Here is a 12,667-nt window from a genome sequence, read left to right on the forward strand (position 1 = left end):
GGAGGTAGCCATGACGGACTCGTACCTCTCTAACGGGCAGGGCTCCGACGACCACGTCGCCTCGTGCCCGGACTGCAGCGCGGCCATCGCGCTCCTCGACGCCCCGGGCGAGGCGATCGCCCCACCTCGCCGGCTGCGCGAGGCGATGCTGTCCAAGGCACGGCTGCGACGCAGCCCCGCCGAGACCGTGGTCGCGGCCGTGGCCGTTCCCTATGCCCAGCAGGTGGCGCTCATGGACGAACTGCTGGGCGAGCTGAGCGTGGTGCAGTGGGAAGCGCCCCTGTCCAGGCACGGCACCGTCCGCGGCATGGTCGAGCACCTGGCCGCCAACGACGCCAGGGTCGCGGCCTTCATGGGCGTACCGGCCGTCGCCGCCCTGCCGGTCCACCGGCGCTGGCGCGAGCAGGCCGGATCCCTGCTCGAACGCGTCTCCGGCAGCCCCGGCCTGCTGCTCGGCGTCGAAGTGGAGCTGGCGGGGACGGGCGCCCGCCCGGCGCGCGGGCCGCTGCGGCACGCGATGGTCCAGCGGACGTTCGAGACCTGGACGCACGCCGACGACATCAGGAGCGCCACCGCCAGGTCCTCGGCGCCCCCGGCCGACGAGCACGTGCGCATGATCGCCGAGTTCGGGTTGGCCATGCTGCCCAGGGCCGTCAAGGGACCGCGCCGCGACGTGGCCGCCACCGTCGTGCTGACGGGCGCCGGCGGCGGCACGTGGACGGTCCCGCTCTCGCCGACGCCGGACCGCGTCGCCGTGCTGGTGTCGGCGGACGCGGTCCACTTCTGCAAGCTGCTGGCCAACCGGTGGCCGCCCGGCTCCTTCCCGTACGCGGCCGAGGGCGATCCCGCGCTCGCCCGCGAGCTGATGCGGGCCGCGGCCACGCTGGGGTGTGACTGATGGCCGCCGACCTGGACCTGCACGCCCGGCTGGTGGCGGGCGACCTCGACGCGCTCGCCGCCGCCTACGACGAGCACAGCCCCTTCGTGTACGGGGTGGCCGTCAAGATCACGGGGAGCCGGGCGTTCGCCGAGGAGATCACCCAGGACGTGTTCGTCGCGCTGTGGGAACGGCCGCTGTCGTACGAGCCCCGCTCCGGCTCGCTGCGCGGCTGGCTGGTGAGCAAGGCGCTGCACGCGTCGGCCGTACGAGCTGAGGTCGGCTGACCGGCGTGTACGTGCTGAGGTGGGGCGACGCGCTGCGTCGGCGCGTATGTGCTGGGTCAGGTGACCGGGGCGTTCCAGGTCGTCACCACGGGTTCGGCGTGTTCGAAGCCGAGTCGTGAGTATGTGCCGGTGTCGAGCTTGAGCAGGCGGCCGTCGGCGGGCGGCAGGCCCAGCCAGCGGGCCGTCAGCACGCGCAGGAAGTGCCCGTGCGCCACCAGTGCCACCCGTCCCTCGGCCGCCTTCGCCCTGGTGATCACCCGGTCGGCCCGCGCTCCGACGTCGGCCGCGCTCTCCCCGGGGTGCTCGGCGTCGCCGGGGATCACGCCGTCACGCCATAGGTACCAACCCGGATGGGTCTTCCGGATCTCCGGCGTGGTGATGCCCTCGTAGCCGCCGTAGTCCCACTCCCACAGATCCGCGTCCACCTCGTACGCCTCCAGCCCGGCCAGCTCCGCCGTGCGGCGGGCCCGCTGGGCGGGGGACACCAGCACCAGATCGAACGGCACCTCCTTGACCAGTGGCGCCAGCGCCCGCGCCTGGTCTTCGCCGTCGGGCGTCAACGGCACGTCGGTGCGGCCGGTGTGCTTGCCCGCCGTGCTCCACTCTGTCGCGCCGTGCCTGAGCAACACCATCTCATCCATGCCTCCCATCATCCGGCACGGTTGACCTCAACCGTGGTTCAGGTAGCAGGCTCGGAACATGCACGCGATAAGACTCCATTCCTTCGGTCCCGCCGAGAACCTCCGCTACGAGTCCGTCCCCGACCCCTCCCCAGGCCCCGGCGAGGTCCGCATCGCCGCACACGCCATCGGTGTGCACTTCATCGAGACGCTGTTCAGACGGGGCATCCCCATCGGCCCGCACCCCGTGCCCGACCTGCCCACGACGTTCGGTCACGAGGTGGCGGGAGTGGTGGAGTCGGTGGGGGACGGGGTCGATCCCGGCCTGGTGGGCAGCCGCGTGGTGACCGCCGACGTGACGTCGGGCGGCTACGCGTCCCTCGCCGTCGCGCCCGCCGCCGGTGTCGTGGTGCTTCCCGACCAGGTGGAATACGGTGCGGCGGTCGCCATGCACACGACCGGCGCCACCACGCTGGGAGTGCTGGAGGTCGCCCCCGTGACCGCCTCGGACGTGGTGCTGGTCATGGCCGCCGCTGGCGGGATCGGCACACTGCTCGTCCAGCACGCCCGCCGTGTGGGCGCGACGGTCGTCGGAGCCGCGGGCGGCCCCGCGAAGGCGGCCCGGGTCCGATCGCTGGGCGCCGATCTGGCGGTCGACTACGACTCGCCCGGCTGGACCGACGTGGTGCGGGAGTCGGTCGGCGACGTCACGATCGTCTTCGACGGGGTAGGCGGCAAGCTCGGCCGGGCCGCGTTCGAACTCCTCGGCGAGGGCGGGCGGCAGGTCGTGTTCGGGCAGGCGTCGGGGGAGTGGTTCCACCCCGAGGAGGCCGAGCTGAAGGCCCGAGGTGTGACCTCGTACAACGCCATCGGCCACCTGCTCGACCGCGAGGGCGGCGTCACCGACCTGCGCGGCCGGGCCCTGGAGGCGGTGGCGAACGGCGAGCTCACACCCGCGGTCCAGTCCTTCCCGCTGGCGGAGGCCGCCGCCGCCCACGCGGCCCTGGAAAGCAGGAACACCATGGGCAAGGTGATCCTCATCCCGTAGCGAGTTCCTCGACGATCGGGGTGAAGGCGTCGATGTCGCGCTCGTGATGCACCACGAAATACGAAATATCGTGCTCATCCCGCCAGTAGCTGAGCTTGTCGACTATGTCGTGATGGGTTCCGAGGAGTACCTGGGGCGTCTCGTCGAGCTGTGAGGTGTCGGCGGCGCTCCAGGTCTCCTCCGGCTTGCGTACGCCCACCTGGACCACGCTCGTGCCCAGTTCCAGCCGGTCGTAGCGGTCGCCGGCGGCCGCGCGCACCGTCTGGAGCTTGTCCATGAACGCCTGCCGCCCGCCGTCGCTCCCATCGGGACCGGAGCCGTCGGCGCGTACCCGCATCCCCAGGTTCACCACGTCGGCCTCCCGCGCGGCCAGCCGCAGCATCCGCGGCCCGCCCCCGCCGAGCAGCAGTCGCGGATGCGGCCGCTGCACGGGCTTGGGCTGCTGGTCGAGCGCTCGAATCTGGTAGTGCGTCCCGTCGAAGCTGAACGGCCCGTCGCCCCACAGCCCCTTGAGCACGGCCACGGCCTCACTCAGCCGCTCCACCCGCACCCCGGGCGCCTCGAACCGCAGACCGGCCTGCTGGTAGTCGTCCGCCATCCAGCCGGTCCCGAGCCCGACGTCGAGCCGCCCGTCGGACAGCACGTCGAGGGTCGCCGTCTCCTTGGCCAGCACGGCCGGATGCCGGAAGTCGTTCGCGAACACGAGGGTCCCCATCCGCAGGCGCGTCGTGGCACTCGCGGCGGCGGCCAGCGCCGCCACGGGGGCGAACCGCGGCCCGACGAGGTGGTCGGGCACGAGCAGCACATCGAACCCGGCGCCCTCCAGCCGCCTGGCCTTGTCCGCCCACGCCTTGCCCGACTCCGCCAGCCGCACCACCGCCCCAAACCTGAACCGCCGCACGGGTCTCTCCCTCGTTTTCTCATTTGAGCAAGCGCTTGTATGTGCCGCCAGCTTAAAGCCGATCACCCCACACGGCACCACCCGCTCGCTCTCCACCTATGCCGTCCACCTATGCCGTCCGTGTCGGTCATCCGTCCGCGTCGGTCATCCGTGTGCGCCGTCCGTGTGCGCCACGCGTGTCCGCCACGCGTGTCCGTTGTCCGTGTGCGCTGTCCGTGTGCGCCACCCGCGTCTGCCGTCCCCGTCTGCTGCCCGCGTCCGCTGCCGGGGCCCTCGTGCTGGCGCGCGCCTGCCGACCGGTGCCCGTGGCTGCTCGCCGTTCATGCCCGTGCGCCCTGTCGTGCGTGTCTGTCGTTGTGCTCGCCGTGCGTGCCTGCGGTTCGGGCCTTTCTTTCCGTTACGGCACAGCCGCGTTGGCCGCCACCCGCCGTTCGTGGCTGAGGGCCTCCAGGAAAACGGCCGCTGAACCCGCACATGGCCGGGCGCCGTTACGTGCGCATTGTTGACCGTCTCCGGGGTTTCGGTGCCGAACGCTACCTCGTTGAGGGTCGATGCCCCGGTCTTCCGGTCGAGAGGGCTTCGTGGAGTCGTTCCGTCTAAAGCGGATGGAGTGCCACGAAGCGGATATATGACCATAAAACTAGGCGCGAGGGTCTTGTTTGTCAGATGCGGCTTCACGAAGGATCGAAAGATGAAGGTTGTCTAGGTGCTTGTGGTGCGTCGGTCATGGCTGGAGCGCGCCACGGGCGTCTGACGTCCTCAAATGGGGGAGGAATCATGGCCGTTGCCCAGTCTCGAGCGAGCTCGTCCAAAGAGCTCTCGCTCGACCTGCCGCTGTTGAGCATCAAGGTCCGCCCTCCGGATCTGCGGATGCCACACGTCGGGATGCCGCACGTCGGGATGCCGCATCTGGAAATGCCGCGCATCTCCCGGCAGGAGGTTGGCCATGCCGTGGACGTGGCCCGGACGCTCCTTCCCCCGCCCGACCGCATCGCCTACTACGGCGCGCTCGGCGTGCTCGCGGCGTTCGGGGTTCTTGAGTGGCCGGTGGCCGCCGCCATCGGCGCCGGGACGCTGATCGCGAGGCGCGGACGGGAAGGGAGGAGCAGGTCACCCGCCCGCAGAGTGCAGAGATCCCCAGCCGCCGAGCGACCCCGCACCGCGACCGCGGCGACCACAGCGACCACAGCGACCGCCGCGCCAAAGCGCGCCACCGAGACCGCTGCGCCGAAGCGCACAGCCGTGTCGAAGGGCGCCACGGCGACCGCTGCGCCGAAGGGCGCCACGGCGACTGCTGCGCCGAAGCGCGCCACCTCGCCGAAGCGCGCCGCTGTGTCGAAGGGCGCCACCTCGTCGAAGCGTGCCGCCTCCTCGGCCGCCGCGCCGAGGCGCGCCGCCGCGAGCGCCGGTACCTCGGCGAAGGCCTCCTCCCGGCGTAAGTCCGCCTCCACCACGTCACGAGGTGGTCGAAAGAGCACCGCCGGACGTGCGCGGTCGGGCGGGTGAAGTCCGGGTTGCCCCGCGTTCTGAGCAGCCCGCGTGCCTGGACGGTTCCGACAAGGGGGCGACATGTGGCCGTTCTCCGTTGACACCGTCCTGAGCATGCTCCCCGAACCGGTGCGGAGCATGCTCCCGCGCCCACGCCGGACACAGAAGTGCGCAGGCGGAGTCCGCGTGGAACTGCGGCACATCGGCGGCCCCGGCACGGACCGGGTCGCGCGTGCCCTCGAAGACCGGTTGCGCGCGGTCGGCATGGACCGGGCCGAGGTGAACGGCGCGCTCGGCTGCGTGTTCGTGGGCTGCGACGCGGCCACAGCCGATCTGGACAAGCTCGTGGCCATCGTCGACGAATTCGATGTGGACGGCGGCGGTCAAGCCGGTGGCCCACTGGCGCTCGACGGTGTGGAGCAGCAGGCCCGCGCCGCGGTGAGTCTCGGCCTGCACCTCGTCGGCACCGGGCTCGCTCTGGCCGGGCAGGTCGCCCGCCTGCCGAAGCTGTCGCCGGCCGTGCCCGCCGTACTGTCGCTGGCCGAGCACGCCCCGCGGGTCCGCCGGGAGCTGGAGCGGTACATGGGCAGGCCCGCCGCGGACGCGCTGGTCGTGTCGTCGCGTGTCGTCACCCAGACGCTGGCGATGCGGCCCTTGTCGATGCTCGTCGACTCCGTCGCGGCGGCCGGCCGCTACATCGACTCGTGCGCCGGGCGCCGAGCCTGGGAGCTGCGCGAAGAGGAGTTCGCCGACGCCGACGGGGCCTATCGGCATACCCGGGTCGCCGGGCGGCCTCGTCCTGTTCCGCTGCCGCACGGGCCCATCGAGCGTTACGCCGACGCCGCGAGCGCGGTCACGCTGGCGGGGGATGCTGTCGTCACCTTGGTGAGCCGCGATCACCAGCGCGGGCTCTCCACGCTTGTTACGGGGATCCCGAAGGCCGCGCATGTCGGCAGGGACGCTTTCAGCGGCGCCTTCGTGCGTGCCCTGGCCAAACGCGGCGGGATGGTGCTCGACCGCGTCGCGCTGCGCCGCATGGATCGCATCGACACGGTCGTCCTTGACGCGGCCGTGTTGACCACGGGCGCGTGGACGATCGATGGTGTCATCCCGCTCGATGTGGACCAGGACCTGGACGAGTTGCACGCGCGGCTCTACGCGCTGGTCGACCTCGCCGATCCCGCGGCTTCGCGCGAGCGTGACGGATGGGCGGCCGGACCGTACTCGGCGGTGCGCGAACCCTCGGAAGTGCGGAAGTGGCGTCGGCAGGGAGTACGGCCGGTCAGCGTCTCGCGGCAGGGCATCCCGATCGCTCTGGTCGGGCTGGCGCCCGAGCCCCACCCGCTGGCCGAAGCCCTGGCCGCCGCCGCGAAGGGCGCAGGCACCGTGATCCTGGCCGGCGGGGAGGCGGGCCTGGGCCTGCGCCTCGGTGTCGACCAGGTCGTCGATGGCGGCTCCCGGCTGGCCGCCTCGGTGCGGGCGCTGCAGTCCGAAGGACACGTCGTGGCCGTGGTGTCCCGCACGTCTAGGCGTGGCCTGCGTCAGGCAGACCTGGGCATCGGCGTGCTCAGGGGAGCGCGGCGCGTGCCGTGGGACGCCGACGTGATCAGCGATCTCGACGGGGTTCACTTGCTGCTGCGCTGCGTGCCGTACGCGAAGAGCGCGAGCCGGCGCAGCGTACGGCTGGCCGCCGCGGCGGGGGTCGTCGGCGCGGGAATGGCCGTTCTCGGCCCGGCCGGGACAGCGGTCGCACGGGCGCACCTGATACGCGACTGCACCTCGGTGGCCGCCCTGGTCACGGGGGAGTGGGCCGGACGCGAGGTCAGGCGGACGGCGCCGCCGGTGGACGCCGACCGTACGCCATGGCATGCGATGGCGGTGCCTGACGTCCTCGACCTGCTGCGCACGTCACCGCACGGGCTGACCGAGAAGGAGGCCGCGCGCCGCAAGACGAAGCCGGCGCGGCCGGAGTTCACCGGGCCCACGTCCTTGGCCATGGCGTCCGTGGAAGAGCTCGCCAATCCGTTGACGCCGGTCCTGGCCGCGGGCGCGGGCCTGTCGGCCGCGGTCGGTTCGGTTCTGGACGCGGTGCTGATCGCCGGCGTGATGGTGGTCGACGCCGTCATCGGCGGGGCGCAACGGTGCGGCGCCGACAGGGAGCTGCACCGCCTCACCGAGATCACCGCCGTGCGGGTACGCCTGCGCAGGCCCGGCGGCGGCGTCTCCGGTGTCGCCGACGACCTGGTGAAGGGGGACGTGATCGAGTTGCGCGCCGGCGACGCCGTACCGGCCGACGGTCGGCTGATCCAGGCGGTCGGCCTGGAAGTCGACGAGTCCACCCTGACCGGCGAGTCGCAGCTCGTGACCAAGACCGATGCGCCTACCGCCGCCGCCGCTATCGCGGACCGCCGATCGATGGTGTACGAGGGCACCACCATCGCGGCCGGCCACGGCCTTGCCGTGGTCGTGGCGACGGGGGAGGAGACCCAGGCGGGCAGGACCGCCAGACTGGCCCCTGACGGGCCGCTGGTGAGCGGCGTGGAGCTACGGCTCCGCAGACTGAGCCGCAGGATCCTGCCCGCCGCGATCGGGTCGGGCGCGTTCCTGATGGTGTTGAACCTGCTGCGCGGCTCACCTCTGTCCGCGGCACTCGCCCCCGCGGTGAGCCTGGCCGTCGCCGCGGTCCCCGAGGGGCTGCCGTTCATCGCCACCGTGGCCGAGCTCGCCTCGAGCAAACGGCTCTCCAAGCGCAATACGCTGGTCCGCAACCCGTCGACGATCGAGGCCCTGGGCCGGGTCGACGTGCTCTGCTTCGACAAGACGGGGACCCTGACCGAAGGCCGCATCAGCCTGCGCCAGGTCTCGGACGGAGACCACGCCCGGCCGGTCGAGACATTGACGCCGGAGCTGAAGGAGATCGTCGGCGCGGCGCTCCGGGCGGGGCCCCGCTTCGGCGGCGGGCGGGCCATCCCCCATCCCACGGACCGCGCCGTCGTGGAGGGCGCCGCCAAGCTGCACATCGCGCCCAAGGACGGCCTGGGGGAGTGGCACCGGGTCGACGAGCTGCCCTTCGAACCCGCGCGCGGCTACCACGCGGTGCTCGGCCTGTCGGAGTCGGGCCATCTGCTGAGCGTCAAGGGAGCCCCCGAGGTCGTGCTCGACCGCTGCACCCACCTGATCCGCGACGGCCGGCCGGTCCCCATGGGCGCGAAGAGCAGGCACGAACTGGGGAAGGAGGTGGACAGGCGCGCGTTGGAGGGATTCCGCGTACTGGCCGTCGCCGAGCGCCGGGCGTCCAGCCGCGCCGATCTCGACGAGTCCCGCATCGAGCGCCTGTGTTTCCTGGGGTTCCTCTGCCTGGCCGACCCCGTCCGGCCGACGGCGAAGCAGAGCGTCGACGGACTGATGCGAGCCGGCGTGCGGGTCATCATGATCACTGGCGACCATCCGAGCACGGCCGAGGCCATCGCCGCCGAGATCCACGTTCTGAACGGCCAGCGGGTGATGACCGGACCCGAGCTGGAGCGGCTGGACGACGACGCCTTGATCGCGGTGCTGCCGGAGGTGGCGGTGTTCGCGCGCACCACGCCCGAGCACAAGGCCCGCCTCGTCTCCTGCCTGCGGCGCGCGGGCAAGGTGGTGGCCGTCACCGGTGACGGCGCCAATGACGTCCCCGCGATCCGGCTCGCCGACGTCGGCATCGCCCTCGGACCGCAGGCCACCCCCGCCGCCCGGGCCGCCGCCGACATCGTCGTGATCGACGATCGCATCGAGACGATCATCGACGCGATCTCCGAGGGCCGGGCGATGTGGGGCTCCGTCCGCGACTCGCTCGGCATCCTGCTCGGCGGAAACGTCGGAGAGATCGCCTTCACGGTCGGCTCCAGCCTGCTGTCCAGCCGCAGCGCGCTGAACGCCCGCCAACTGCTCCTGGTCAACCTGCTCACCGACATGCTGCCGGCGATGGCCGTGGCTGTTCGCCCACCGGACGCCCAAAGTCCGGAGAAACTGCTCGCCGAGGGGCCGGAGGTCTCGCTCGGCGCCGCCCTGACCCGGGACATCTACGTACGCGCCGTCACCACCGCCGCGGCGGCGACCGCGGCGTGGCTGCTCGGCCGGATGACCGGCACGCCGGGCCGCGCGTCCACCGTTGGGCTCATCGGTCTGGTGGGAGCGCAACTGCTGCAGACGCTGACGGTGGGGGGCCGGGACCGGACGGTGTTCCTCGCGTCGGTGTCGTCGCTGGCCGCCCTCATGGTGATCGTCTCTGTCCCCGGCCTCAGCCAGGTCTTCGGCTGCCGTCCGGTCGGCCCGTTCGGCTGGGCCATCGGGCTGGGCTGCTCCGTCGTGGCGGCGCTGGTCGCGGCGCTGATGGAGCGGGCGAGCGCCGAGTAGTCATCAACGGTTCACCAAACAGACACCATTATTATGGTCAAATTGCAACATTTGGGGTGAATTATCCCACTAACGACGAATTTAGTGATGTGAGGTGCTTGGTGTCGGAATTTCTGGCCTCTGTGCTCGCGAAGGCGGCCATGATGCTCCTGGAAGCGCTGATCACGCGGATCGTTCACGCCCTCGTCACGTCTCTCATCGGCCGCGCCGCCTTCTCCCCGGCCTGAGCCCTGTCCCGGTGGGGCCTAGATGTTGACGTCGCCGCATACGTGCACCTCGACGCCCAAGCGGTGGAAGAACGCCGCCTTCGCGAGGAGCGCCTTGTCGGCCGTGGCGGCGTCAGGGGCGTAGGCGATCTGGACGTGGTTGGCCTTGTGGCGGGCCATGAACTGGTCGCGGGTGATCCCGTGGTGGACGACGTGCGCGATCGGCCACTCCGGGTTGGTCGCCGCCCACCGCCGCTCGGTCTCCTCCTCGGGTAGCTCCACGACGGAAGCGCGGCCGATGTCGAGCTGGAGCCGGGCCTCCGCGATGTAGAGGCGGGACCAGACGATCTCCCCGGGCCTGCTCACCCCCTTGATCGTGCCGCCGCCCGCCGGGAAGTACATCGGGTTCTGCCGCCAGCTCACCGCGCCCGCGTACCCGCCCTCCAGATGGGACGGCGGGACGGAGCCGGAGATCTCGTAGACCCAGACGAAGTCGTCACCGTACCGCTCGCCCCAGCGAACGTCGTGCAGCGTGGTCGCGGGGTCGAGGCCCATGGCGGTCCACACCCGGTTGGTCACCAGCGCGTCCGCGGCCACGCCCTCGTCCGCCTCGTTGAAGTGCGGCAGCGGGGCGTCGTCGTAGAGCACCCGAGTGCCGTCGCGGCTGGTCACCGGCGGGCGGGCGACGTTGTTGAGCAGCCCTTCCGCCAGGTCGGATGCCGGGGTGAGGTCCTTCAGCCCCTGCTGGTACTGGATCCCGACGGCGTCCAGGCCGAAGTCGTCGGCGATCCGCAGCGCGGCGATGTACATCTTGCACTGCTCGTGCAACTGCCGGTCGGTGAGCTCCGTGGCCTCGTCGGTACCGGTGGCGAACCGCATCCCGGCGGCGGCCAGCCAGTCGCGCACGGCCGTCGCCTCGGCGTCCGGCACTTTGAGCATCTCGGCGTACAGGGCGCTCTGGGACAGCCGCTCCTTGTAGATGCCGAGAGGGTTGAGCAGCTCGTCGTCGATGATCGCGTTGTACATGCCCATGCAGCCCTCGTCGAAGACGCCGATGATGGCCTTGTCGCACAGCAGTTCCTCGGCCAGCGCGACGCCGAGCTCGGATTCCGGGCCGGGCGGCAGTGGCGGCAGCGGGCGGACGTGCGAGGAGTCGTGGTCGATGTGACCGTCCTGCACCCAGCTCGCGATGCCGTCCAGGAAGTAGCGGTCGGTGAAGTCGACCGACCAGATCGTCGAGTACGGGCGGCCCATCTTGGTCAGTCCCGCGTTGAGGCCGAGCAGCCCGACCAGGCCGGGCCAGGTCCCGTCGAAGTTGGCGACGGTGAGGATCGGTCCCTCGTGGGTGCGGAGGCCGGCCAGGACGTGGTGGCTGTACTGCCATACGGCCTCGGCGACAATGAGCGGCGCGTCGGCGGGGATGGTCTTGAAGACCTCCAGGCCCATCCGCTGGCTGTCGATGAAGCCGTGCCCCTTGGCGGGATCCACCTCGTGCGCGCGGACCACGGTCCAGCCGAGGTCGCCGAAGGCTGAGGCGACCGCCTTTTCGAGGGTTTCCTGGGCGGGCCAGCCGGCGACGTTGGCCGGCAGGCGCAGGTCGCCGCTGGTGATCAGGTAGGCGGTACGCGGCGCGGCGGAGTGCTCCGCGCGGGCGACAGGCCGGCGGTACGGGCTGGTCATGGCGTCTTCGGCTCCAGATCGGCGAGAGGCAGCCGGGCGAGGACGATTCCCCGGCGCTGCCAGGTGTAGGTGACGAACAGGTGGTCGGAGGTGACGACAGCGGCCGGATAGCTGTACTCGGCGACGCCGCTGGTGACGACCCCGGCGTCACCCGGCTCGAAGCCGGTGCCGGTGATGGGATTCAGGAGTCGCGGGACGGCCGGGTCGATGGAGACGGCGCCGTCGTCCACGATCGGCCCCGCGTGCCAGGTCAGCCCGTCGTCGTCCGACAGTGAGACGACGAGCGGGCAGCGGCTGCCCCACGACTCGGCGGCCGGGTTGTGCACGCAGGCCACCCGTCCCGACGGCAGCGCGACCGCGGTGAGGCCGCTGTTGTTGTTCGGCAGGCCCGTGGGCTCGGCGGGCGTCCAGGTGCGCCCGCCGTCGGAGGAGACCGAGCGGTACGCCCGCCCCTCGGTGCTGCGCATCAGCGCGACAGGGCCGTCCGCTCCCCACCACAGCGCGGGCTGGATGTGCCCGGCGCCGGTCAGGGCGGCGTGCTCGACGGGAATCGGGGACCGCGTCCAGCTCAGCCCGCCGTCATCGGACACGTCGACGAACGGATCCCAGCGGGGCCGCTCACCCCATTCCTCCGTCGAGCCCGGCGCCAGCCAGCGCGGGCCGCCGGGAGCGAGCAGCGGCGGGTTCTTGACCGGCCCGCGGCCGCCGGACCGGTCTCCCGGGACGAGTTCGCGGACCGGCTCCCACGTGGCGCCGCCGTCGTACGACCGAGTGACCAGCGTGACCCACTCGGAGATGCGCGCGCCCGCCTTGCAGAACATCCACAGGGCACCGTCCGGCCCCGCCGCCAGCACCGGGTTCCAGTGCGCGACGGCCCTGCCGGTGTCCAGGGTGCTCATCCGGCCGTCTCGGGCGACCCGGATGCGGTTGTCGGGCGTCCCTTCCCTGGTCCCGGCGAACCACGCGACGACGGGAACGCCGTCCACCACCGCGAGCGTGGACGCATGGCACTGCGTCCAGCGCGGATCGTCAACGGTCACGAACTCCCGGCGGATCCCCGCGTCTCCCCCGCGGATCCGTGCGGCTTCGCGCTGGATACCCGCGGCTTCCCTGTGGGTCCCCGTGGCGTCGTTCGAGCTCGCGTGATCGTGGTCCATGGGGGAGT

General features: G+C 71.8%; 10 protein-coding genes. 5 read left to right on the forward strand and 5 right to left on the reverse strand.

Annotation, left to right across the window (positions count from 1 at the left end; translation table 11 throughout):
- The first annotated feature begins 10 nt into the window (after positions 1–10).
- The gene (locus AB0F17_RS06270; protein WP_358017091.1) at positions 11–898 is read left to right on the forward strand and encodes a hypothetical protein; all 888 of its coding nucleotides are present in this window, start codon (positions 11–13) and stop codon (positions 896–898) included.
- Complete coding sequence (locus AB0F17_RS06275) at positions 898–1,164, forward strand: sigma factor (RefSeq protein WP_358017094.1); 267 nt, start codon at positions 898–900, stop codon at positions 1,162–1,164. The genes AB0F17_RS06270 and AB0F17_RS06275 overlap by 1 nt, the downstream gene beginning before the upstream one ends.
- A 56-nt stretch (positions 1,165–1,220) precedes the next feature.
- Here the strand turns inward: AB0F17_RS06275 and AB0F17_RS06280 are convergent, their stop codons facing one another.
- Positions 1,221–1,805: a histidine phosphatase family protein gene (locus tag AB0F17_RS06280; RefSeq protein ID WP_358017097.1), complete on the reverse strand. Its 585-nt coding sequence runs from the start codon at positions 1,803–1,805 to the stop codon at positions 1,221–1,223.
- 58 nt (positions 1,806–1,863) lie between these two features.
- Here AB0F17_RS06280 and AB0F17_RS06285 point away from each other — a divergent pair, with 58 nt between their 5' ends.
- The gene (locus tag AB0F17_RS06285; RefSeq protein ID WP_358017099.1) at positions 1,864–2,832 is read left to right on the forward strand and encodes a zinc-binding dehydrogenase; all 969 of its coding nucleotides are present in this window, start codon (positions 1,864–1,866) and stop codon (positions 2,830–2,832) included.
- On the opposite strand, the gene AB0F17_RS06290 is transcribed toward AB0F17_RS06285, so the two are convergent.
- On the reverse strand, positions 2,822–3,733 hold the full coding sequence (locus tag AB0F17_RS06290) for a TIGR03621 family F420-dependent LLM class oxidoreductase (protein ID WP_358017102.1): 912 nt from the start codon (positions 3,731–3,733) through the stop codon (positions 2,822–2,824). The two genes, AB0F17_RS06285 and AB0F17_RS06290, sit on opposite strands and share 11 nt — an antisense overlap.
- A gap of 998 nt (positions 3,734–4,731) precedes the next feature.
- Positions 4,732–5,211 carry a hypothetical protein gene (locus AB0F17_RS06295; protein ID WP_358017105.1) on the reverse strand — a complete coding sequence of 160 codons (480 nt, stop codon included), beginning with the start codon at positions 5,209–5,211 and terminating at the stop codon, positions 4,732–4,734.
- 196 nt (positions 5,212–5,407) lie between these two features.
- Between AB0F17_RS06295 and AB0F17_RS06300 the strand changes: the two genes are divergently transcribed.
- A complete protein-coding gene (locus AB0F17_RS06300) occupies positions 5,408–9,616 on the forward strand; it encodes an HAD-IC family P-type ATPase (RefSeq protein WP_358017108.1) in 4,209 nt (1,402 codons plus the stop codon).
- A gap of 101 nt (positions 9,617–9,717) precedes the next feature.
- Positions 9,718–9,843, forward strand: a complete 126-nt coding sequence (locus AB0F17_RS06305; protein ID WP_358017111.1) for a hypothetical protein — start codon at positions 9,718–9,720, stop codon at positions 9,841–9,843.
- 18 nt (positions 9,844–9,861) lie between these two features.
- Here the strand turns inward: AB0F17_RS06305 and AB0F17_RS06310 are convergent, their stop codons facing one another.
- Together AB0F17_RS06310 and AB0F17_RS06315 are read right to left on the reverse strand one after the other, a co-directional pair.
- Entirely contained in the window at positions 9,862–11,502 is a 1,641-nt protein-coding gene (locus AB0F17_RS06310) for a hypothetical protein (RefSeq protein ID WP_358017114.1), read from the reverse strand.
- A complete protein-coding gene (locus AB0F17_RS06315; protein WP_358017117.1) occupies positions 11,499–12,659 on the reverse strand; it encodes a sialidase family protein in 1,161 nt (386 codons plus the stop codon). The genes AB0F17_RS06310 and AB0F17_RS06315 overlap by 4 nt, the downstream gene beginning before the upstream one ends.
- Positions 12,660–12,667 lie beyond the last annotated feature (8 nt).

Source organism: Nonomuraea sp. NPDC026600, from assembly GCF_040638335.1.
In the GTDB taxonomy this organism is placed as follows: domain Bacteria; phylum Actinomycetota; class Actinomycetes; order Streptosporangiales; family Streptosporangiaceae; genus Nonomuraea.

Coding starts and splice junctions, on each gene's coding strand:
- AB0F17_RS06270 (WP_358017091.1), top strand. CDS start 11: ATGACGGACTCGTACCTCTCTAACGGGCAGGGCTCCGACGACCACGTC.
- AB0F17_RS06275 (WP_358017094.1), top strand. CDS start 898: ATGGCCGCCGACCTGGACCTGCACGCCCGGCTGGTGGCGGGCGACCTC.
- AB0F17_RS06280 (WP_358017097.1), bottom strand. CDS start 1,805: ATGGATGAGATGGTGTTGCTCAGGCACGGCGCGACAGAGTGGAGCACG.
- AB0F17_RS06285 (WP_358017099.1), top strand. CDS start 1,864: ATGCACGCGATAAGACTCCATTCCTTCGGTCCCGCCGAGAACCTCCGC.
- AB0F17_RS06310 (WP_358017114.1), bottom strand. CDS start 11,502: ATGACCAGCCCGTACCGCCGGCCTGTCGCCCGCGCGGAGCACTCCGCC.
- AB0F17_RS06315 (WP_358017117.1), bottom strand. CDS start 12,659: ATGGACCACGATCACGCGAGCTCGAACGACGCCACGGGGACCCACAGG.